15 protein-coding genes are annotated in these 22,706 nt (G+C 74.4%); 10 read left to right on the top strand and 5 right to left on the bottom strand.

The features are described 5' to 3' along the window. Nucleotides 1-24 precede the first annotated feature (24 nt). The 6 genes from BLT67_RS05945 (at nucleotide 25) to BLT67_RS05920 (ending at nucleotide 9,080) form a co-directional block, all read left to right on the top strand. A complete protein-coding gene (locus tag BLT67_RS05945) occupies nucleotides 25-1,449 on the top strand; it encodes a SpaH/EbpB family LPXTG-anchored major pilin (protein WP_092666161.1) in 1,425 nt (474 codons plus the stop codon). A gap of 77 nt (nucleotides 1,450-1,526) precedes the next feature. After that, entirely contained in the window at nucleotides 1,527-2,423 is an 897-nt protein-coding gene (locus BLT67_RS05940; protein ID WP_092666160.1) for a class C sortase, read from the top strand. A 209-nt stretch (nucleotides 2,424-2,632) separates the two neighbouring features. Then, nucleotides 2,633-5,845 carry a hypothetical protein gene (locus BLT67_RS05935; protein ID WP_157674212.1) on the top strand — a complete coding sequence of 1,071 codons (3,213 nt, stop codon included), beginning with the start codon at nucleotides 2,633-2,635 and terminating at the stop codon, nucleotides 5,843-5,845. Between the two features lie 77 nt (nucleotides 5,846-5,922). Then, entirely contained in the window at nucleotides 5,923-7,380 is a 1,458-nt protein-coding gene (locus BLT67_RS05930) for a SpaH/EbpB family LPXTG-anchored major pilin (RefSeq protein ID WP_092666158.1), read from the top strand. Between the two features lie 107 nt (nucleotides 7,381-7,487). Next, entirely contained in the window at nucleotides 7,488-8,453 is a 966-nt protein-coding gene (locus BLT67_RS05925) for a class C sortase (protein ID WP_092666157.1), read from the top strand. A gap of 9 nt (nucleotides 8,454-8,462) precedes the next feature. Next, complete coding sequence (locus tag BLT67_RS05920) at nucleotides 8,463-9,080, top strand: TrmH family RNA methyltransferase (RefSeq protein ID WP_092666156.1); 618 nt, start codon at nucleotides 8,463-8,465, stop codon at nucleotides 9,078-9,080. Between the two features lie 65 nt (nucleotides 9,081-9,145). On the opposite strand, the gene BLT67_RS05915 is transcribed toward BLT67_RS05920, so the two are convergent. Then, nucleotides 9,146-11,155, bottom strand: a complete 2,010-nt coding sequence (locus tag BLT67_RS05915; RefSeq protein WP_092666155.1) for a YhgE/Pip domain-containing protein — start codon at nucleotides 11,153-11,155, stop codon at nucleotides 9,146-9,148. Then, nucleotides 11,152-11,757 carry a hypothetical protein gene (locus BLT67_RS05910; RefSeq protein WP_092666154.1) on the bottom strand — a complete coding sequence of 202 codons (606 nt, stop codon included), beginning with the start codon at nucleotides 11,755-11,757 and terminating at the stop codon, nucleotides 11,152-11,154. The genes BLT67_RS05915 and BLT67_RS05910 overlap by 4 nt, the downstream gene beginning before the upstream one ends. A gap of 131 nt (nucleotides 11,758-11,888) precedes the next feature. On the opposite strand from BLT67_RS05910, the gene BLT67_RS05905 reads away from it, so the two are divergent. Further along, complete coding sequence (locus tag BLT67_RS05905; protein WP_157674210.1) at nucleotides 11,889-12,431, top strand: TetR/AcrR family transcriptional regulator; 543 nt, start codon at nucleotides 11,889-11,891, stop codon at nucleotides 12,429-12,431. A gap of 34 nt (nucleotides 12,432-12,465) precedes the next feature. On the opposite strand, the gene BLT67_RS05900 is transcribed toward BLT67_RS05905, so the two are convergent. Both BLT67_RS05900 and BLT67_RS05895 read right to left on the bottom strand, forming a co-directional pair. Further along, a complete protein-coding gene (locus tag BLT67_RS05900) occupies nucleotides 12,466-13,278 on the bottom strand; it encodes a DNA-formamidopyrimidine glycosylase family protein (RefSeq protein WP_092666152.1) in 813 nt (270 codons plus the stop codon). A 70-nt stretch (nucleotides 13,279-13,348) separates the two neighbouring features. Further along, entirely contained in the window at nucleotides 13,349-18,064 is a 4,716-nt protein-coding gene (locus tag BLT67_RS05895; protein ID WP_092666151.1) for a DEAD/DEAH box helicase, read from the bottom strand. Between the two features lie 51 nt (nucleotides 18,065-18,115). On the opposite strand from BLT67_RS05895, the gene BLT67_RS05890 reads away from it, so the two are divergent. The 3 genes from BLT67_RS05890 to BLT67_RS05880 are packed head-to-tail and all read left to right on the top strand — an operon-like array spanning nucleotide 18,116 to nucleotide 21,140. Then, the gene (locus BLT67_RS05890; RefSeq protein WP_092666150.1) at nucleotides 18,116-19,144 is read left to right on the top strand and encodes an acyl-CoA/acyl-ACP dehydrogenase; all 1,029 of its coding nucleotides are present in this window, start codon (nucleotides 18,116-18,118) and stop codon (nucleotides 19,142-19,144) included. Beyond that, nucleotides 19,141-20,439, top strand: coding sequence for a bifunctional PIG-L family deacetylase/class I SAM-dependent methyltransferase (locus BLT67_RS05885; RefSeq protein WP_172801987.1), 1,299 nt, complete (start codon nucleotides 19,141-19,143; stop codon nucleotides 20,437-20,439). Before BLT67_RS05890 ends, BLT67_RS05885 begins: the two co-directional genes overlap by 4 nt. After that, nucleotides 20,436-21,140 carry a glycosyltransferase gene (locus tag BLT67_RS05880; protein ID WP_092666148.1) on the top strand — a complete coding sequence of 235 codons (705 nt, stop codon included), beginning with the start codon at nucleotides 20,436-20,438 and terminating at the stop codon, nucleotides 21,138-21,140. The genes BLT67_RS05885 and BLT67_RS05880 overlap by 4 nt, the downstream gene beginning before the upstream one ends. Here BLT67_RS05880 and argG read toward each other — a convergent pair. After that, entirely contained in the window at nucleotides 21,137-22,558 is a 1,422-nt protein-coding gene (argG, locus tag BLT67_RS05875; protein ID WP_092666147.1) for an argininosuccinate synthase, read from the bottom strand. The two genes, BLT67_RS05880 and argG, sit on opposite strands and share 4 nt — an antisense overlap. Between the last annotated feature and the right edge of the window lie 148 nt (nucleotides 22,559-22,706).

Raw genomic sequence — 22,706 nt, 5'->3', positions numbered from 1 at the left:
CCCCTCCAGGAAGGAACTGCCTCCATGGCAACAACCACCAAGAGCCTGTCGGCGCGCATCGTCGCCGGCTTCGGCGCCGTCGCCCTCGCGACGCTTGCCGCCTTCGGCGCCGTGCTGCCCGCTTCCGCTGCGGCCAACATCGACCCTGCTGCGCCGGCGGCGATCACCATCCACAAGCACGAGCAGACGGGGGCGGCCGGCGCTCCTGGCACCGGTGCTTCGACCGACCCGGTCGCCGGCGACCCGATTTCGGGCGTCGACTACTCGATCCGCCGGGTGACGAGCCTCGACGTCGCGCAGAACAGCACGTGGACGACGCTCCGGACGCTCAAGGCGCCGGCCGTGATCGCGGCTCCTGCCACGTACCCGCTCGGCGCGACGGCCGGCGTGAACGCCTGGACCGTGACGACGGGCGCCGATGGCAGCGTCCGACAGGTCGTTCCGCAGGGCGTCTACCTCGTCGAGGAGCTCGACGCTCCCGCGGCGGCCGGCATCGTGATCAAGTCGCAGCCGTTCCTCGTGGTGGTCCCGCAGCCCGTCGAGGCAACGGGCGCCTGGAACTATGACGTGCACGTCTTCCCCAAGAGCACGGTCTCCGACGTCACCAACCGCGCTGAGGCGTTCGAGCAGGAGGGCCTCGGCTCGAATGTGACGTGGACGCTCGACATCGGCGTTCCCGTCGCCACTGCCGGCACGACCGTCGACTCCTTCGTGATCACCGAGACGCTCGACGACCGCCTCGCGCACACCATCGGCGACACCGGCGCCGTGCGCATCACCGTCGGCAGCACGACGCTCGTGCGCGGCACGGACTTCTCGGTGACGCTCACGGGGCAGGCGCTGCGCATCGAGTTCACCGCCGCGGGTCGCGCTGTGCTCGCCGCCAACCCCGACCAGCGCGTGGCGGTGGCCATCGACACGACCGTCCAGAGCTTCGGCGCCGGCACGATCGGCAACTCGGCCACCATCACGATCAACGGCGCGAGCATCACGTCGAACACCGCATCCGTGTACTTCGGCGGCATCGAGCTGCAGAAGAACGACGACAATGGCGCGCCGCTGCAGGGCGCGATCTTCGAGGTCGTCGACGCCTCGGGCGAAGTGGTCGCCATCGGTGGCCGCACGGAGTTCACGAGCGACGTGAACGGCGTTGTCGCGATCGCCGGCCTGCGCACCGACGCGAACGGCGCGCAGACGTACCTGATCCGCGAGAAGTCTGCGCCCGCCGGGTATGTGCTCGGCGCGACGACCGAGTGGACCCTGGCGATTCCCGTCGGCGTCAACGCCGCCGTCGAGGCCGTGGTCGTCAACGACCAGGTGCCCGCCTACGCGCTGCCCATCACCGGTGGCGCCGGCCAGGCCGCCTTCATGATCGGCGGCGCCGGCCTGCTGCTCGGCGCCCTCGGCTTCATGCTCGTGCGTCGCCGCAAGGCCGCCGAGCAGGGCTGAGCCACCCAGACCCAGTCCCGCGGCAGCGGCCCCATCCCTCCGCTGCCGCGGGGCTGACCTCCTCCGAAGGAGCCACCGTGACGCTCGCCGCCGAGTCCGCCCCGGCCCCCCGCGCATCCGCGGCCTCGCCGGCGCGGCGGACGCGGCGGCGAGCGCCCGGCTCCTCGCTGATCGTCGCGCTCATGGTCATCGGCGGCGTCAGCACCCTGCTGTACCCGTCGATCGCGGGTTGGTTCAGCCAGCTCGAGCAGTCGCACCGCATCGACGACTACGCCGAGGTGATGACCGACCTCGGCCCGGAAGGGCGCGAGCAGGAGCTCGCCGACGCGCGCGCCTACAACCAGACCCTCACGGGCGGGGCGCTCATCGACCCGTACGGCGGTACGCCGCTCAGCGAGCAGCGCGCCATCGTCGCCGCCTACGAGGAGCAGCTCGACCTGGGCCCCGCCGACGTCATGGCCCGCATCCGGATCCCTTCCATAGCCGTCGACCTGCCGATCTACCACGGCACCGACGAGGTGACGCTGCGGAAGGGCGTCGGCCACCTGCTCGGCTCGGCGCTGCCGGTCGGCGGGGAGAGCACGCACAGCGTGCTGACGGGCCACCGCGGGCTGCCGGAGTCGGTGCTCTTCAGCGACCTCGATCAGGTGGCCGTCGGCGACGTCTTCGAGCTCGACGTCTACGGCGAGGTGCTGACCTACCGGGTGCGCGAGGTGCAGGTGATCGAGCCGAGCGAGACCGACTCGCTCGCGCCCGAGCTCGGCCGCGACCTCGTGAGCCTCGTGACGTGCACGCCCCTCGGCGTCAACAGCCACCGCATCATCGTCACGGGCGAGCGCATCCCCACGCCCGAGGCCGACGCGCCCGAGCGCATCATGCCGGAGATCCCCGGACCGCCGTGGTGGGCGGTGGGCCTCGCGTGCGGCTTCGCCTTCGCGGCGGCCTACCGCTCGATGAGCGCGCGCCTCACCTGAGCGAAGCCTGCGACCAGCGGCGTCTTTGCGTACAACGCACAGTGTTCGGTAACGCGCTTATCGTACGTTGAGGATTCGTTCGGTGAACGACCGCGGCCTCCTTGAGTCTTGCTCAATACGTTGCAGGCAACCCCAGCGGGGCCCGCGTCGGAGCGTCTCTTCTGCACTGGCAGGGCCTCAGCACCCGCCTGTCCGGAAGGTGTCTCGCCATGCGATCGCGCACGCCCTCACGCCGCCGCTCACCACGTTCGGTGCTCGGCCCGATCGCCACGGCGATCGCGTGCTCGCTCGCGCTGACGGTGCTCGCGCCGAGCGCTGCGAGCGCGGCCGACGCCGCCGCACCGTCGACATCCGACGCCCCCGCGGCCCAGACCTCCGCTGCGGCGTCGCTCACGGCGGCGGCAGCGCCGTCGGGCTCGGACGCGGCGCCGACCGAGTCTGCGTCGACGGCTCCGGCGCCCTCGGAGACCGCTGCTCCGCAGGCGCCTGTGGCGCAGCCCGCACCCTCCGCGCCGGCCCCCGTGCCCTCGGCCCAGCCGGCCCCCTCGGCCCAGCCGGCGCCGTCCGCGCAGCCGGCGCCGACGACCGAGCCCGCCCCCACGACCGCGCCCGCGCCCGCACCAGCGGCGAGCCCGGCCCCAGCCGCGCCGGCCCCTGCGCAGCCCTCGCCCGCCTCAGCCGCTCCGGTAGAGCCGACGGCACCTCAGGCGTCCGCCTCCCCGACGGATGAGCCGGTCTCCGAGCTCGCCGACGCCCCGATCGCGCCCCTCGCGGTCGGCGGGCCGGAGGCTGGGGTCGAGACGCCCTCGCTCCACTGGCTCGTCTCGCCCGCGGCGGCCGGCTCGACCTTCGAGGTGCAGCATCGCTCGCGCACCGGCACGGTGCTCGCGGGCGAGACCTGGTGGGCCGACTGGTCGGCGTGGAGCGCGAGCGCGACCGTCGCCGACTGCACGGCCGGCTGCGCGGGAAGCGGCGACCTCGACCCCGACGCGGGTGAGCTGCAGCTGAGCCAGGTCGGCGCCGATCCCGTCGCGGTGAACAGCGCCACAGCCCAGCACGAGTACCGGGTGCGCCCGGCTACGCCGCCGGCGGGCCGCTTCTGGACCGACACGAGCTGGCGCACCGCGAGCCTCACGTCGGCGAGTGCCGATCTCGGCACCTTCACGACCGCGGCCAACGCGGCGCTCGTGTGCACCGCGGGGTCGTTCTACTCGCTCTCCTCGACCGGCGTGATCACGCGCGTCACGCCCACGGGCGGCGGGGCGTCGACGAGCCAGGTCTTCGCGACCGTGCCGAACTTCGGCAACAACGAGGCCAACGGTCTCGGCATCGGACCGGGCGGCACCACGGCGTACCTCATCGAGCGGCCATCGTCCAACGCATCCGGCATCGGCGCGTTCCGCTACTACTCGGTCAGTCAGGGGTGGCAGCGCATCCCGCTCGCGAACGACGTGAGCCTCGCCTCCGCGCGCTACACCGCCGGTGCCGTCAACCTCGGCGACGGCAGCTACGCCTTCGCCGCCTTCACCAACGGCCAGTCGCAGAGCGTCGCGCTCTACCGCTTCACGCCGACGACAGGCGTCACCCGGCTCGGGCAGTTCACGACGCAGGAGACCACGCAGCAGGCCACCGGCGACCTCGCCTTCGACGCCGCGGGCAACCTGTACGTCGCGGTCACGTCCTCCACCACGGGCTCGCCGACGCGGATCTACACGATCGCCGCGCAGACGCTCGCGGCGGCGAACAACACGACGCTCGCCGTCGCGGCGTTCACGCCGATCGTGACCGGCCTCAGCGACGTCGTCGGCGCCGCCTTCAACGCCGACGGTCGCCTCTACCTCGGCAGCAGCACGGCGGTGCGCTCGTACAACCCGTCGACGCAGACCTTCGACGCCGGCAACGCCGCGAGCGGGCTCTCGAGCACCGACCTCGCGAGCTGCCAGACGCCGTCGACGCTCACGATCCTGAAGGATGTCGTGGCGCGCGCCGGGACCGGCGACCAGTTCACCATCAGCTCGCGCACCCCGGCCGGCGCGTCGCTCGCCTCGGCGACCACGACGGGGGCCTCCACCGGTGTGCAGTCCGCGCAGGCCGGGCCGGTCGCCGCGCTCGCGGGCGGCACCTACGCCTTCACCGAGACGTTCTCGAACGGCAACGCCTCGAGCTACGCGACGAGCTTCAGCTGCGTCGACCAGAACGGCACCGCGCTGCCGGTCGACACGAGCACGGCGGGCTCCGGCCGCGTGACGATCGCCTCGGCCGGCATGAGCGTCGCCTGCACCATCCGCAATGCACCGCTGACCGGATCCGTGACGATCCGCAAGGTGGTCGAGGACGTCGGCGGCGCGAACCGATCGCCGGGCGCCGGCTGGTCGGTCAGCACCTCGGTGACGGCGACGACGCCGACCGTGTCGCTCGTCGGCGCGGCGCAGCAGCAGACGAACGCCCAGGGCGTCGCCACGTGGGGGCTGGCCTTCGGCTCCGCGTCGGCCCGCGCCACCGTCTCGGTCGCCGAGCAGCAGCAGCCCGGGTTCGCGTTCCAGGAGGGCGCGTGCATCGTGCGGCCCATCGCATCCGCGCCCTTCGTGCAGAGCTTCACGACCGCCGACGGCGCACAGCTGCAGCAGGTGGCGCCCGGCACCCGCATCGAGTGCTCGTTCGTCAACCGTCGGCAGCCGACGCGGCTGACGCTCGTCAACCAGGCGACCGACGCCGATCCCGCCGCGTGGAGCCTCTCGGCGACCCCGACCGGCGGCAGCCCCATCGCCTTCACCACCGGCGTCGCGCAGGATGTCGCGCCCGGCGCCTATCAGCTCGCCGCGACCGGCGGCCCCGCGACCCACGTCGCCGGTGCGTGGAGCTGCGTCGACCAGGGCGGCAGCGCCGTCGCGGTGACCAGTGCAACGGTCACGGTCGCCGTCGGCACGCGCGTCACCTGCACCGTGACGCAGCAGACCGCGCACGTGGTGCTGCTCAAGCACATCGATGCCGCGATGGCGGGCTCGCTCCTGCCGGAGGACTTCGAGCTCACCGCCGCACCCGTCGACGCCACCCTCGGGCTGATCCCCACGACGGTGCAGGGCGCAGAGGCGGCGGATGCGGACAACACCGTGACCGTGCGCCCCGGCGCCGCCTACGCGCTCAGCGAATCGAGCAGCTACGCCTACCTGCAGCTGCGGCTGCAGCGACTCGAGGGCAGCACCTGGGTCGACGTGACGTCGAGCGAGATCACCGCCCCCGAGCCCGGGCAGACCACCACCTACCGGTTCGTGAACGCGGCGCCACCGGCGCTCGCGCTCCCGGTCACCGGCGGCCTCGGCGCCGACGCCTACCTCTTCGGCGGACTCGCGCTGCTCGTGCTCGCCGCCGCGGCGCTGCTGATCCGGATGCGCGTCATCCGCCTCCGAGGGCGGCTCACGTGATCCGGCCTGCCCCGTCCACCCGACACCTGTCCATCCACCCTCTGCAACACCCTGCATCACCGAAAGGAAGTGCCGCCATGGCATCCACGAAGAAGGGCCTGACGGCACGAGTCGCCGCAGGCTTCGGAGCGGTCGCGCTCGCGACCCTCACCGCCCTCGGCGGGGCCCTCCCGGCCTCGGCCGCCCCCAACATCGACCCGCAGGAGCCGGGGTCGATCATCATCCACAAGTTCGAGCAGCCCGTCGAGCGCGGCGATGTGGGCACGGGCCTCGAGCTCGGCGAGGACGCGCTCGCGGGTCTCGAGCCCGTCGCCGGGGTCGAGTTCACCGTCACGCGGGTGACGAGCCTCGACGTGCTCGACAACGACACGTGGGCCAAGCTCGGCGTTGGCCTCACCGGCGCGGATGTCGTGAACGGCGTCGGCGGCCCGTACGAGTTCGGCACGCCGGTCGTGGGCTCCACCGACGGCGACGGCCTGCTCGAGGTCGACGGGCTCCCGGTGGGCGTCTACCTCGTGCAGGAGTCGGCCGTCCCGGCGCCGAGTGTCGGCGGCCCCAACGTCGTCATCCAGCCGGCGCCGTTCCTCGTCGTGCTGCCGCAGGTCGACGAGAGCACGGGCGACTGGTTCTACGACGTGCACGTCTACCCCAAGAACACGACGGCGCTCGCGAGCAAGTCGGTCTCCGCGCCCGACCACCAGGTGCTCGGCACCACGATCGAGTGGGCGATCACCTCGCACGCGCCGGTGCCCTCGCAGGGCACCGCGCTCACGAGCTACGTCGTGCGCGACGACCTCGCCGCGCAGCTCGACTACGTCGAGGGCTCGATCGTCGTCACCGTCGCGGGCACCGCGCTCGAGCTCGGCGACGACTACACGCTGAGCGCGCCGGGCGGCGCGGGCGGCACCCTGTCGGTGACGTTCACGGGAGCCGGCCGTCAGGCGCTCCTCGACAACCCCGGCGCTGAGGTCTCCGTCACGTTCGACACCGCCGTCGTCGCGGTCAGCGCGACCGGCGCGATCGCCAACACGGGCGCCGTCGTGATCAACGGCACCACGGTGCCGACGAACACGGTCACCGACCACTGGGGCGCGGTCGAGCTCTTCAAGCACGACGCGAGCGAGCGCGGCCTCTCGGGCGCGGTCTTCGAGCTGCGCGACAGCTCGGGCGTCGCGCTCCTCGACGGCTCGGGCGACCCGATCCGCTACACGAGCGGCGCGAACGGCGTCATCGCGATCGACGGCCTCCGCACGGCCAGCCCCACGGGCCTGGCGTACCAGCTCGTCGAGATCACGGCGCCCTCGGGCTACGTGCTGCCGGCGAACCCGGCCGACCGCGTCCACAGCTTCACGGTCGCCCCGGGCACCCCGGCCGGCTACGAGGTGACGGTCGAGAACGAGCAGGTCCCGCCGTACCAGCTGCCGGTCACCGGTGGCACCGGGCAGGTCGCCTTCATGATCGGCGGCTTCGGCCTCGTGGCGCTCGCGCTGGGCTTCGCCCTCGCGCGTCGCCGCAAGGAGCAGGCGCAGGCCTGATGCCGTCCCGGGTCGGCCGGAGCTCCGGCCGGCCCGGGCGAACCGGCCCCGCGGCGCGACCCCCAGTCGCCGCCGCGGGGCCGACCCCCATCCCTCGAGGAGGCAGCATGAGCGCCGTCATCGCCGACCAGCCCGCAACGACGACCCGGCAGAGCGCGCGCGCGAGCCGCCGCCGGCGAGGCAGCGCGTCCACGCTCGTGATCGCCCTCCTCGCCATGGCTGGCTCCACCGTGCTCGCCTACCCATCCGCCGCCGGCTGGTTCGCGCAGCTCGAGCAGTCCGACCGGGTCGACGACTACGCGGAGGTGATGACCGCGCTCGGTCCCGAGGGCCGCGAGCAGGAGCTGGCCGAGGCGCGCGACTACAACGCCACGCTCGCCGGCGGCGCCCTCATCGACCCCTACGGCGGCACGCCGCTCAGCGACCAGCGCGCAATCGTCGCCGCGTACGAGCGGCAGCTCGACCTCGGCCCCGCCGACGTCATGGCCCGCATCCGCATCCCCTCGATCGCGGTCGACCTGCCGATCTACCACGGCACCGACGAGGCCACCCTGCGCCGCGGCATCGGGCACCTGCTCGGATCCTCCCTCCCCGTCGGCGGCGACGGCACCCACAGCGTGCTCACCGGCCACCGCGGCCTGCCCGAGGCGGTGCTCTTCAGCGACCTCGACGAGGTGGAGCCCGGCGACCTCTTCGAGGTCGACGTCTACGGCGAGGTGCTCACCTATCAGGTGCGCGACGTCGAGGTCATCGACCCCGGCAACACCGACGTGCTGCTCCCCGAGTCCGGTCGCGACCTCGTGAGCCTCGTCACGTGCACGCCGCTCGGCGTCAACAGCCACCGCATCATCGTCACCGGCGAGCGCATCGCGAACCCCGCATCCGACGACCCCGCCACCGCGATGCCCGAGATCCCCGGCCCCGCGTGGTGGGCCGTGGCGCTCGCGGGCGGGTGGGCGCTCGCGGCCGGCTACCGAAGCCTCACGGCCCGCCCGCGCGAGCCGGGCGCCGAGCCGCCGCTCGAGCCCGAGCGCGCGGTCGAGCCCGACATCATCGCGCGGCGCCGCCCGTAGCCTGGAGGCGTGCACGACGAGGAACCCCGGCTCGAGGTCGGCGTCGGCCCGTGGCGCGGACCCCTGCCCGACGACGAGCGCTACGACCCCGAGCTGCTCGCCCACGGCGACCGCCGCAACGTCGTCGACCGCTACCGCTACTGGCGCCTCGAGGCGATCGTGGCCGACCTCGACACCCGCCGCCACCCGTTCCACGTCGCGATCGAGAACTGGCAGCACGACCTCAACATCGGCTCGATCGTGCGCACCGCGAACGCCTTCGCCGCCGCCGAGGTGCACATCATCGGCAAGCGCCGGTGGAACCGCCGCGGCGCCATGGTCACCGACCGCTACCAGCGCATCCGCCACCACGAGACGACGGATGCGTTCACCGCGTGGGCGCACGAGGCGGGCCTCACGATCGTGGCCGTCGACAACACCGCCGGCAGCGTGCCCGTCGACGCGGCGCCGCTGCCCGAGCGCTGCGTGCTGCTGTTCGGGCAGGAGGGGCCGGGGCTGACCGACGAGGCGATCGTGGCGGCGGATGCGCACGTCGCGATCCGCCAGTTCGGCTCGACCCGCTCGATCAACGCGGCCGCGGCTGCCGCGATCGTGATGCACGAGTGGGTGCGCGAGTGGGCGCTCTGATCGGAGCTCCCCCCGGGCCTCCACGCGCCCAGCTCGCCGACGCCCGTGCAGGGTCGAGATCGATCTCAGCCGATGAGGCTCGGCTGCAGGTCGCGCAGCGTGCGGTGATCCATCATGCGCGCCACCCCCGCGATCACCGCCAGCACGGCGATGCCCAAGAAGCCTGCGAGCACGAGCGCGTCGTTCGCCGCGATCGACGCCTGCCCGCCGTACATGGCCTGGCGGATGCCGTCCACGGCGTAGCTCATCGGCAGCAGGTGGTGGAGGGCCGCGAGCGGCGCCGGCAGCGTCTGCCACGGGAAGGTGCCGCCAGCGGTCACCAGCTGCAGCACCATCAGCACCAGCCCCAGGAACTGCCCGACCGAACCCAACCAGACGTTGAGCGCGACGATGATGGCGGCGAAGGTCACCACCGTGAGCATCATCAGCCCGACGGTCGCCCATGGCCAGGCGATGTCGAACCGCAGCCACAGTGCGATGAGCGCGAACAGCGCCGCCATCTGCGCGACGCCCATCAGCGCGGGCGTGAGCCAGGCGGCGAGGCCGACCCGCACGGGCGAGCGGAGCGCCGTGATCGCGCGCCGTGACAGCGGCTTGGTGATGAGCATCAGCGCGTACATGCCGATCCACGCCGCGAGGCTCAAGAAGAATGGGGCGAGTCCGGCGCCGTAGGTGCCGGCGGAGGTCACCGCATCGGCGTCCGTCGTGACCGGGTCGGCGATCGTCGAAGCCTGGTCGGCGCGCAGCGCCGGTGTCGAGGCGGGCACCTGCGCGACACCATCGGCCAGGCCGTCGCGCAGCTGCACAGCCCCGGAACGCAGCTCGTCGACGCCGTCCCGCAGCGCTGCGGCCCCGTCGTCCAGCTGGTCGAGACCCGCGACCAGACGGGTCGCGCCGTCGTCCAGCGCGAGCGCGCCATCGTGCGCGGCGGCGGTGCCGTCCGCCAGCCGAGCTGCGCCGGAGGAAGCCTGCGCGATCCCGTCGGTGAGTGCCGGTGCCGACGCGGCGATCTGCGCGGCTCCGTCGGCCAGCTGCGAGCTGCCGCTCGCCAGCTGCTGCAGCTGCGCGTTCGCCTCCTGCACGCGCGCATCGCCGGCGACGATGTCGGCGCCGAGCGCATCGAGCGGCTCGAGCGCGGCCGCGAGCTGCGCCTCGTCGAGGCCGGCGGCGGTGAGCTGCGCGACGATCTGTGCTCGGGCATCGGGGACATCGCCCGCCAGACCGCCGGTGACGCCCGCGACCCGGTCGCCGAGGGTCGCCACCTGCGCGTTGCCGTCGGCCACACGGCGCGCCCCATCCGCGAGCTGCTGCGACTGGGCGGGGAGGTTCGCGGTGCGTTGCTGCAGCGTGCCCAGGCCGTCGGCGAGCTGCGCGGCACCGCTCTGCAGCTGCGCCGTGCCATCCACGAGCGATGCTGTGCCCGACTGCAGCTGCGTCGCGCCGTCCGACGCGTCGGACGTGCCGTTCGTGAGCTGCGTCGCCCCGTCGAGCGCGCTCGTCAGACCACCGGCGAGCTGCCCGGCACCGCCCTCGGCGTCGAGCATGCCATCGCGCAGATCGCTGATGGCCAGCAGCATGCGCCCGGCCGCCTCCTCGCCCACGGCCGCCACCACGCTCTGGCGGATCCTCGCGGTCGCCTGCGTGCCGATCGTCGATGCCAGATAGCTGTTCGCGTCGTTCGTCGTGAGCGTGACCGTGGCCTGATGCGGGTCGTCACCCGAGACGCTCTGCAGGTCTGCCGAGAAGGTCTCGGGCAGCGTCAGCGAGAAGTCGAAGGTGCCGTCGGCGACGCCGGCCGCGGCCTCGGCAGCGCTCACCCGATGCCAGTCGAAGGTGGCGTCCGCGATCACGCGGTCGGCCACCTCGTCGCCCTGGTTCTCGCCGTTGAACCCGGCATCCTCGACCACCAGGGCGGCCGGCAGCTCATCGAGGTACGCGTAGGGGTCCTGGTTGGCCCACAGGTAGACGCCGCCGTAGAGCAACGGCACGACGGCGAGGGCGAGCAGTGCGAGCCTGGCCATCGGCGTCGACACCAGGCGCCGCAGCTCCGCCGTGACGAGCTGGGGGATCTTCACGCGTTGGACTCCTCGTCGTTCGTGAGCGCCGCATCCGCCGCGCTGCCCGCGATCACCAGCACGGCGTAGCCGCGCTCGGCCAGCCGCTGGGCGATCGCCCACCACTGACCGGGCTGCCCGCCGTGCCGGTCTGGGCTGACGATCACGATCGCCTCGATGTCGTCGCGTAGGGTGGCGAGCTCGGCCAGCACCCGCACGCGCACGGTGGGGGAGACGTCGGCGATGGGGGTCGCCAGGTGCTCGCCGACGCCGAGCTGCTCGGCCCAGCGCCGCACCTGCAGCGGCGTGCCGGGTATGCCCGCGTAGAGCAGCTCCTCGGCGATCGCACCGCCCAGCGAGACGTTCGGCTCGGGGTCGGATGCGCCCGGCGCATCGACGAGTGCGGTGCGGCGGCGGATCTCGCGCCGTGCGCGGTCGTCGCCGTCTAGCAGCACCCGGCCGGTGTCCGGCTTCATGCGACCGGCGGCGATCAGCCCCAGCACGGTAGGGCGCTGCTCGGTCTCGCAGACGGCGCGCGTGACCTCGCCCGAGGTGAAGGCGCAGCTGGTCGTCGGCAGGGCGATGCCCTTGCCCTTGCTGACGCTCTGGAGCTCGATGCGCATGACGGGGTCCCTCCCTTGCGGAGCGGCGGTGCGGATGGTGTGGTCGCGAACAGGACGGAGTCGATGCTAACCTGAACTGACTGGTCAGTACAACTAAGCGTGCTGTCGGTCGCGGATCCTGGAGGTGTGCAGTGGCAAGGCCCAACCTGAGTCGCGCCAAGGTGCTCGACGCGGCAGCGGAGCTCGCCGCCAGCGGTGGGGTCAGCGCCACCACGGTCGACGACATCGCGGCCGCCGCGGGCGTCGCCAAGGGCAGCGTCTACTACTCCTTCGCCTCCAAGGAGCAGCTGTTCGAGACGCTCATCGAGGAGTCGGTCACGCGCCTGGCCGAACGGCTCGGTGAGTCGGTGGCGGAGGCGCTGCCCGGCGAGGGCCGCCCGGCCGCCCGAGCGCTGGCCCGGGCGTTCCTGCACGCGGTCGAGGAGCGGCCGCTGCGCACGAAGGTGGTCTTCGCCGAGCTGCTGCGCACCGACCGTCCCTGGAGCGAGACGCTCGGGGGCCATCGCACGACGGTGCTCAGCCGCATCTCGGATGCGCTGCGGCGCGACGGCTCACCGGCGTCGCCGCTGCACGCCTCCGCGTTCTTCGGCGCCCTGGTGATGGTCGCATTCGAACGGCTCGTGTTCGAACCCGGCCTGACGGTCGAGGCAGCGGTCGACGCGGTGGTCGGGTAGCAGCGGCGCGCGCCGCCGCCCTGGCGCGCCGCCGCTAAGCCGGCAGCGGCTCGGCGCGCTGCGGCTCCGGCTGGCAGCGCGGGCACCATTGCACCTGCCGCAGCATGCCGTCCTCCATGCCGAGCTGCGCGTCGCGGATGCGGGTGCCGCACCGCAGGCACGGCTGACCGCCGCGCCCGTACACCCACGTGCGCCGCCCCCGCCGCGCATCGCCCGTGAACGTGCGCTCCACCCGGTCGCGGTTCGCGACCATGAGCCGCCGCGCGAGCGCGACGAGCGGCTCGAGCTCGACCTGCTCGACGGGCGTCACGGGGTGCAGCCCACGCAGGAAGCACAGCTCGCCCCGGTAGACGTTCCCGAGCCCCGCGACCGCCGTCTGGTCGAGCAGCGCGACGCCCACGGGCACCCCGGTCGCGCGCAGCCGGCGCACCGCCTCCGCCGCATCCGCCTCGCTCCACTCGGGCGAGAGCAGGTCGGGGCCGAGGTGCGCGACCGCCTCGCCGTCGCGCTCGCGCGGCAGCAGCTCGAGCACGGGCAGCGACGAGCCGACGATCTCGTGCGCGTCGGTCGCGAGCACGGCGCGGATGGTGTGGGCCGCCACCGGCGCGCGCTGCCCGGGCGCGAGCACGTGCCAGAGCCCGTCCATGCCGGCGTGCGAGTGGATCGTCCAGTGCTCGCCCCGCATGAGCAGGTGCTTGCCGACACTCACGACCTCGTCGATGCGCTCGCCCGCGAGGTCGGCGGTCGCGAGCCGCGGCACGCGGAAGTCGCTGCGCACGAGCGTGCGCCCGGCCATCGCCTGCCCGAGCCGCACGGCCGCGCGGTGGATCGTGTCGCCCTCGGGCATCAGCGACGCACCGCCGACATCGCCCTCGCGGCCGCACCGCGATCGGCCGCACCGCTCGGGACCGACCCGCTCACGGCCCGATCCTGAATCCGCGCGGCGTGCGCCGCAGCCCGCCCGCCTCGAGCAGCGCCGCGACCTCCCCGTCGAGCGACGAGCGTCCGTCGACCTCCTCGATCACGCGTCGCCGCCCGCCGAGCCGAGCCACCGCATCCGCGAGGCTCTCGAGCGCCCGCACGAGCGTCGGCTCGTCGTCGGTGAAGGTCAGCAGCGCCTTGCCACCGCGCTCGAGGTGCAGCACGGCGCGGCCGCTCGCGATGGTCGTGAGCGCGCCGACGCGCCGCGTGGGCCGCCGCTCGGCGCGCGCTTCGGGCCACGGCAGCGACGCGCCGAACGGGTTCGCCGGATCGACCGCCGCGACCGTCGCCACCGCATCCGAGGGCCCGCTCGACTGCCGTGCCCGCAGCGCGTCGACGACGGGCGCGTCGGCGAACTGCGCGGCGCCGAGCCCGTCGACGAAGTAGCCGCGGCGCGTGTGGCCGGCCTCCTCGAACGCCTTGAGCACCTGGTAGACGCCGTGGAAGCCGCCCGGCACGTCCTCCGCGACTACGCTCCCGCGGGTGACCACGCCGTAGCGCGCGAGCAGCGCATCCGCCGTCTGCGCCGCCCGTTCGGTCGGCGAGCCCGTCGGCGCCGACGCCAGCAGCCACCGGCCCGCGAGCGTCGGCAGCGCATCCGACCGGAACGGCTTCGCGCCCGCGAGCCGGCGCCTGCTGACGGGCGCCGCGCGGCGGCTCGGCGCGGGCGCCGACCGCGCCCGAACGCCCAGCAGGTGCGCGCGCAGCGGCGCGATCGTGTCGTTCGTCACGCGCCCCGCCCACACGAGCGGCCACAGCACCTCGCCGAGCTTCGTGAGGTCGAAGGCCAGGATGTCGCTCAGCTGCTTCGCGAACAGGGCGCCGCCGCCCGAGAGCGCCTCGAGCAGCGCCTGCGCGTCGGGATCCTCGTGCTCGGTGTCGCGCCGCTGCTCGACGGTGTCGGCCGGCCGCAGCACCACGCGGCCGTCGCGGCCGCCGAGGGCGCCGGCGCCGACCCACGTGATGACGCCGGATGCGGTGAGCTCGTCGAGCATGGACGGCCGGTAGTCGCGCACGCGCGACGGCAGGATGAGCGTCTCGAGCGCCGAGAGCGGCAGCGGCACGCCGTCGAGCCGGTCGAGCGCCTCGAGCACGCCGTCGGTGCCCGACAGGGGCCGGGTGATGCGCTGGTGCGCGAGCAGGTGGTCGGCGAACACGGCGTGGTCGACGGGCTCGACGTCGCTGCGCAGCGCTTGCAGGCTGCGGCGCTTGAGGCGCGAGAGCACCTGCGCGTCGATCCATTCCTCGCCGGTGCCGTGCTGGCGGTACTCGCCCGGCACGACGCGCCCCTGCCGCTCGAGGGCGCGCAGCGCCGAGTGCGCGACGGCGCGCGGCAGGCCGAGCTGCGCGGCCGCCTCTTCGAGGGTGAACGGCCCGTGCGTGCGGGCGTGCCGGGCGACGACGTCGCCGATCGGGTCGGCGACCGCCTCGAGGAAGGCCGACGGCACCCCCTGCGGCGGCGGCACGCCGAGCGCGTCGCGGAGCCGCGCGACGTCCTCGATCGCTGCGACGCGCTCCTCGTCGCCGATCCGCACGCGCACCGCGCGCCGCGCATCCACGAGCGTCGCAGCGATCGCCGCGGCGCCGGACTCGTCGAGGTGCCCGTCGGCGTCGCCCTCGAGGCGCAGCGCGAGCTCGCCCACCGTGAGCGGCCCGAGCAGCCGCAGCAGGTCGGCCGCGCCCTCGACGCCCTTCGCGCGGCGGTCGGGCGCGAGCCGCTGCAGCTCGAGCTCGGTGCGCTCGACGACCGCCGGGTCGAGCAGCTCGCGCAGCGCCGCCTGCCCGAGCACGTCGGCGAGCAGCGCCGGGTCGAGCGTGAGCGCCGCCGCCCGGCGCTCGGCGAGCGGGGCGTCGCCCTCGTAGAGGAACGCGCCGACGTAGCCGAAGAGCAGGTGGTGGGCGAAGGGGGAGGGCGAGGGCGTCTCGACCTCGACGACGCGGATGTCGCCGTGCTGCAGCCGCTCGGCGATCGAGCGCAGCGCCGGCAGGTCGTAGGCGTCCTGCAGCACCTCGCGCAGCGCCTCGAGCACGATCGGGAAGTCGGGGTAGCGCTTGGCGACGTCGAGCAGCTGCGCCGCCCGCTGGCGCTGCTGCCACAGCGGTGCGCGGCGCGCGGGGTCGCGCTTGGGCAGCAGCAGCGCGCGCGCCGCGCACTCGCGGAACCGGCTCGCGAAGAGCGCCGTGCCGCCCGCCTCGGTCTCGACGATCGAGACGAGCTCGTCGGGCTCGAAGCGGATGAGCTCGGCCCCCGGCGGCTCGGCGTCGGAATCGGGGATGCGGATCACGATGCCGTCGTCCGAGGCCATCGCGGCGGCCCCCAGGTCGCGATCCTCGCGCAGCCGCCGGTCGATCGCGAGCGCCCACGGCGCGTGCACGCGGCGGCCCCAGGGGGAGTGGACGATGAGCCGCCAGTCGCCGAGCTCGTCGCGCGAGCGCTCGACGACGAGCTGCGCGTCGGTCGGCACGGCGCCGGTCGCGGCGAGCTGGTCGCGCACGTAGGCGTCGAGGTTGCGGATCGCGCGCTCGTCGGAGTGCGGCAGGTCGATGCCGGTGCCGGCCGCGAGCGCAGCGGTCGCCTGCCCGATCGAGCGGCCGAGGTCGGCGGGCCGCCCCTCGGCGTCGCCGTGCCAGAAGGGCAGCTTGCCGGGCTCGCCGAACGCGGGCACGACGAGCACGCGGTCGTGCGTGATGTCGACGACGCGCCAGCTCGTCGCGCCGAGCGCGAACACGTCGCCCGCGCGCGACTCGTAGACCATCTCCTCGTCGAGCTCGCCGACGCGCGCGCCCGGCTTGCCCTCCTGGCCGGCGAGGAAGACGCCGAAGAGCCCGCGGTCGGGGATCGTGCCGCCGGAGGAGACTGCGACGCGCTGCGCGCTCGGGCGCCCTTCGATCGTGCCGGCCTCGCGATCCCACACGACCCGCGGCCGCAGCTCAGCGAACTCGTCGCTCGGGTACACGCCCGAGACGAGGTCGAGCGTCGCGTCGTAGGCGCTGCGCGGCAGCGTCGCGAAGCCGGCCGCGCGCCGCACGCACTGGAACCACTCGTCGACGTCGAGCACATCCATCGCGGCAGCCGCGACGGTGTGCTGGGCGAGCACGTCGAGCGGATGCCGCGGCATGCGGATCGGCTCGAGCTGCCCGCGCGCCATCCGATCGGCGACGACCGTCGCGTGCAGCAGGTCGGCGCGGTGCTTGGGGATGAGCACGCCCCGCGAGGCGTCGCCGACGTTGTGGCCGGCGCGGCCGACGCGCTGGAGGCCGCTCGCCGTCGACGGCGGCGACTCGACCTGCACGACGAGGTCGACCTCGCCCATGTCGATGCCGAGCTCGAGGCTCGAGGTCGCCACGACGCAGCGCAGCCGCCCCGACTTCAGCTGATCCTCGATCTCGGCGCGCTGCTCCTTCGAGACCGACCCGTGGTGGGCGCGCGCGAGCGGCGGCGCCTCCGCGTCGTCGCCGCCTGTCTCGCGGGCGGCGGCGCGCTCGGCGAGGCGCAGGCGGATGTGCTCGCTCACGTCGCGCAGCACGACCCCGTCCCGCGCCCCGCCGTTGCCGCCTCCGCTGGTGGAGGAACGCGTGCCGCTACTCCCGCCGGTCGAGGAGCGTGTGCCGCTACTCCCGCCGGTCGAGGAGCGCGCGCCGGAGGCGCTCGCGTCACGAGACCCCCCGTCACCCTCGGCGTCAGCGGCCTCCAGCGCATCCAGCCGCTCCGCATCCAGCTCGTTGAGCCGCGCCGTCAGTCGCTCGGCCGCGCGCCGCGCGTTGACGAACACGATCGTCGAGCGGTGCCGATCGACGAGCTCGAGCACCTCGCGCTCGATGTGCGGCCAGATCGACGGCGTCTCGGGCTGCGTCGAGCCGAAGGCGCTGCCGGTCGGCGCCGACTCCTCCCTCGCAGGCCCGCGGAGGTCGGTCATGTCGTCGACGGGCACGGTGATCGTGAGCTCGATGCGCTTGTCGCTCGGCGGCGCGACGGTCGTCACGGGGGCCGGCCCGCCCAGGAACGCCGCGACCTCCTCGATCGGGTTGACGGTCGCCGACAGGCCGATGCGCTGCGCAGGCTCGGGCAGCAGCGCGTCGAGCCGCTCGAGGCTCACCGCGAGGTGCGCGCCCCGCTTGGTCGGCACGACCGCGTGCACCTCGTCGACGATCACCGTCTCGACGGTGCGCAGCGTCTCGCGCGCGCGGCTCGTCAGCAGGAGGAAGAGCGATTCGGGTGTGGTGATGAGGATGTCGGGCGGATGCTTCGCCTGCTGCCGGCGCTCCTCCTGCGGGGTGTCGCCCGTGCGCAGCCCGATGCGGATCGGCGGCGGCTCGGCGCCCTCGGCGCGCGCCCGGGCGGCGATGCCCGCGAGCGGTGCGCGCAGGTTGCGGTCGACGTCGACGGCGAGCGCCTTGAGCGGCGAGACGTAGAGCACGCGGACGCCCGGCTCGCGCTCCTCGTGCGGCTCGGCGTCCTCGCGGTGCAGCCGGTCGATCGCCCACAGGAACGCCGCGAGGGTCTTGCCCGAGCCCGTCGGCGCGACGACGAGCGTGTGGTCGCCGCGCGCGATCGACGCCCACGCCTGCTCCTGCGCCGGCGTCGGCGCGTCGAAGGCGCCCGCGAACCATGCGCGGGTCGCGGGGGAGAACAGCTCGAGGGCGTCGCCCATCCGGTCAGTACAGCACAGCAGGCTTGGGGGACGCCCCGGCCACAATGGAGCGTGCCTCCTGCCCAGACGACCCTCCCGCACGCCGTGACGATCGCCGACGGCCGCGGCGCCCAGCTGCTCGCGCGCGCGCTGCCCGAGCAGCCCGCCGGCGTCGCGCGTGCGCTCGCCGCCGCGCCCGCCCTCGCCGGCGTCGTGCCGCTGCCCGCGGCGGGCGAGACCGCCACGCGATTCGAGGTGCTCGCGACGCTCGCGGCCGCGGATCTCGAGGTCGCGCGCGCGATCGAGCCGCACCTCGACGCGGTCGCGATCCTCGCCGAAGCGGATGCGAGCCCGAAGGCGGGCGCGTACGGCGTCTTCGCGGCCGAGGCCCCCATGGCGAGGCTCGAGGCCCGGGAAGGGCGGCTCGAGGGCGAGAAGCCGTGGTGCTCGCTCGCCGACCGGCTCGACCGGGCGCTCGTCTCGGCCTGGCAGGGGGACGAGCGCGTGCTCGTCGACGTCGACCTGCGCCAGCCCGGCGTGGTCGCCGTCGAGGGAGCGTGGCATGCCCGCGGCCTCATCGGCATCCCCTCCGGGCCGGTGCGCTTCGCCGGCGCCGCGGCCGAGCCGGTCGGCGAGCCCGGCTGGTACCTGCGGCGCGCGGGGTTCGCGTGGGGCGGCATCGGCGTCGCGGCGTGCTGGCACGGCGGTGCCGTGGGCGTCGCGCGGCGGCTGCTCGACGCGGTCGCCGGTGCGCCGGAGGCAGCGCCGCTGCGGCTCGCGCACCTCGGCGCGATCGACGAGGTGCTCACCGCGAGCCGGCTCGCCCTCACCGACGCGGCGCGCCGCATGGACGCCGGCGACGTCGACGAGCCTGCCGTGCTGGCGCTCTGCACGCGCGGGATCGTCGCGCGCGCGGTCGAGGAGGTGCTCGCCCGGGTCGGGCGCGCGCTCGGCGCTGCGCCGCTCGCGCTCGAGCCGGAGCACGCCGCGCGCGTCGCCGACCTGCAGCTCTACGTGCGGCAGCACCACGCGGAGCGCGACCAGGCGGCCCTCGGCGCGGCGCTCGGCGTACGCGCGGCAGCAGGGGAGCGGATGTGGTGACGTCGGCACCCCGCTTCCGGGGCGAGGACGAGGGCACCCCGCAGGACGTCTGGCTCAGCAGCCGCGCGCTGCGCGACGCGCCCACGCTCGCCGCGGCGCCGAGCGCCGTGCTCGCCGTCGCCGCGCATCCCGACGACGACGTGCTCGGCGCCTACGGGCTGCTGCACGAGGCGGCGCGGGCCGGCGCCGACGTGACGGTCGTCGTGGCGACCGACGGCGAGGGCTCGCACCCCGGCTCGCCCACGCTCGCGCCCGAGGCCCTCGCGGCGACCCGCGTCGCCGAGCACGAGGCGTCGCTCGCCGGCGTCGCGGGCCGCATCGTGCGGCTCGGCCTGCCCGACGGCGGCCTCGCCGCGCGCCGCCGCGAGCTCGTCGCCGCACTCGAGCCGATCGTCGCCGCGCTCCCGGCCGATGCGCTCGTGGTCGCGCCCTGGGCCCGCGACGGCCATCCCGATCACGAGGTCGTCGGCGATGTGGCCGCGGCGGTCGCCCGCGAGCGCGGCACCGCGTGCGCGTGGACGCCGGTCTGGGCCTGGCTGTGGGGCGAGCCGCCGCTGCTCGACGGGCTCGACGTGCGGCGCGTGCCCCTCGACGGCGAGGCGCGAGCCGCCAAGGCCGCCGCGATCGCGGCGCACCGCTCCCAGGTGGCGCCGCTCTCCGCGCACCCCGCCGATCGCGCGGTGCTCACGCCGCGCATGCTCGAGCGCTTCGCGGGCGATGAGTGGCTCGTGCTCGCACCAGCGGCTGCGCCGACGCGGTTCGACGAGCGCTACGAGCGGGCCGGCGACCCGTGGGCCACCCGGTCCGCCTGGTACGAGCGGCGGAAGCGCGCGGTCGTGCTCGCGTCGCTCCCGCAGGAGCGCTACCGCTTCGCCGTCGAGGTCGGCTGCGGCACGGCGACGCTCGCAGCCGAGCTCGCCTCCCGCTGCGATGCGGTGCTCGGCGTCGACGCGTCGGTGCCCGCGCTCGCCGAGGCCAGGTCGACGCTCGACCAGGCGCCGAACGCCTGGATCGAGCACCGCGACGCGGCGCTCGGCCTGCCGGCGGGTGACATCGACCTCGTCGTGCTGAGCGAGATCGGCTACTACCTGCCCGAGCGCGCGTTCGCGGCGCTGCTGCACGAGGCGCGCGACCGGGGCGCTCACGTCGTGCTCTGCCACTGGCTCGGCGACGGCGACGACCTGCGAGCGCCCGCCAAGGACGTGCACGCCCAGGCCGCCGCCACCCCGGGCATGCGGCGCGTCGCCGAGCACCGCGACGCCGCGTTCATCGTCGACGTGCTCGTGCCCGCATGAGCGCTCCGCGCATCCGCCGCATCCTCGTCGTCGTGCCCGCGCGCGACGAGGTCGACACGATCGCCGCGTGCCTCGCGAGCGTCGACGCGGCCGCGGCCCTGCTCGCGCGCCGAGCGCCGCGCGTCGCGGTGCGCGTCGTGGTGGCGGCGGATGCGTGCACGGACGGGACCGCGGAGGCGGCGGCTGCCGCCGGTGCGGAAGTCGTCGAAGTGGCCGCGGCATCGGTGGGCGCGGCCCGCGCGGCCGGCGTCGCACGAGGTCTCGCGCGGTGGCACGACGACCTCGCGGCGACGTGGGTCGCGAGCACGGATGCGGACAGCGCGGTGCCGGCGACCTGGCTGCTCGATCACCTCGCGGCGGCCGCGACCGGCGCCGAGCTGCTGATCGGCCGCGTCATCCCCTATCCCGACCACCTGCCCGCTGCGGCGCTCGAGGCGTGGCACGAGGCGCACGCGAGCCGCCCGGTCGGCGGCTCGGTCCACGGCGCGAACCTCGGTGTCCGAGCCGATGCGCTCGAGGCCGTCGGCGGCTTCGGGCACCTGCCCCTGCACGAGGACGTCGACCTCGTCGCGCGGCTGCGCGCGGCCGGCGCGCGCGTCGACGACCTGCCGAGACCCCCGGTCGTCACCTCCGGGCGCACCCGCAGCCGCGTCGAAGGCGGCTTCGCGAGCTACCTCGCCGCGCTGCCGGGCGCTCGCTAGTCCGTGCCGAGGTCCATCGCCGCGCGGTCGTTCCACTGCTCGATCGCCTCGGGGTCGGCCTCGGGGGAGACCATGATCTCCTCGGCGCGGCCCGCCTCGAGCGCGCCGAGCAGCTTCGCGGTCTCGCCCTGCACGAGCCCTGCGGCGGCGTAGCCCTCGAGGCGCGCGCGCGAGTCGGCGATGTCGAGGTTGCGCATCGTGAGCTGTCCGATGCGGTCCTCGGGGCCGAAGGCCGCGTCGCCGACGCGCTCCATCGAGAGCTTGTCGGGGTGGTACGAGAAGCCCTCGCCGCGGGTGTCGAGCACCGTGTAGTCCTCGCCGCGGCGCAGGCGCAGCACGACCTCGCCCGTCACCGACGAGCCGACCCAGCGCTGGATCGACTCGCGCAGCATGAGCGACTGCGGGTCGAGCCAGCGGCCCTCGTACATGAGGCGCCCGAGCCGGCGGCCCTGCTCGTGGTAGGTCGCGATCGTGTCCTCGTTGTGGATGGCGTTGAGCAGCCGCTCGTAGGCGATGTGCAGCAGCGCCATCCCCGGCGCCTCGTAGATGCCGCGGCTCTTCGCCTCGATGATGCGGTTCTCGATCTGGTCGCTCATGCCGAGGCCGTGGCGGCCGCCGATGGCGTTCGCCTCCATCACGAGCGCCACCGCATCCGGGAGCTCGACGCCGTTGATCGCCACCGGACGGCCGGCCTCGAAGCGCACCGCGACGTCCTCGGTCGGGATCTCGACCGACTCGTCCCAGAACCTCACGCCCATGATCGGCTCGACGACCTCCATCGACTCGTCGAGGTGCTCGAGCGTCTTCGCCTCGTGCGTCGCGCCCCAGATGTTCGCGTCGGTCGAGTAGGCCTTCTCGGTCGCGTCGCGGTACGGATAGCCGTGCGCGACGAGCCACTCCGACATCTCCTTGCGCCCGCCGAGCTCGGCGACGAAGCGCGCGTCGAGCCACGGCTTGTAGATGCGCAGCGCCGGGTTGGCCATCAGGCCGTAGCGGTAGAAGCGCTCGATGTCGTTGCCCTTGTAGGTCGAGCCGTCGCCCCAGATCTCGACGTCGTCCTCCTTCATCGCGCGCACGAGCAGCATGCCCGTCACGGCGCGGCCGAGCGGCGTCGTGTTGAAGTAGGTGCGGCCGCCCGAGCGGATGTGGAACGCGCCGGTGGCGAGCGCGACGAGGCCCTCCTCGACGAGCGCGGCCTTCGCATCCACGAGCCTGGCCCCCTCGGCGCCGTACTCGCTCGCGCGCCCGGGCACCGCGTCGATGTCGGGCTCGTCGTACTGCCCGATGTCGGCCGTGTAGGTGAAGGGCACGGCGCCGTTGTGGCGCATCCAGGCCACCGCGCAGGAGGTGTCGAGGCCTCCGGAGAAGGCGATGCCGACGCGCTCGCCGACGGGCAGGGAGGAGAGGACCTTGGACATGCCCTCAATCCTACGAGTCGGGCGGATGCGCGAGGCCGCCCCGGGTGCCGACGGCACCGTTCCGGGTGCCCGCGCACGACTCCGTGCCGCCGATGCGCTGAGCGAACTCCCAGGTGCTCATGTCACGATTCCATAACGGGGTACAAAA

The organism is Agrococcus carbonis, assembly GCF_900104705.1.
GTDB lineage: Bacteria > Actinomycetota > Actinomycetes > Actinomycetales > Microbacteriaceae > Agrococcus > Agrococcus carbonis.
The sequence above is the reverse complement of the archived record's forward strand: the minus strand, read 5'-3'. Positions and strand labels throughout refer to the sequence as shown.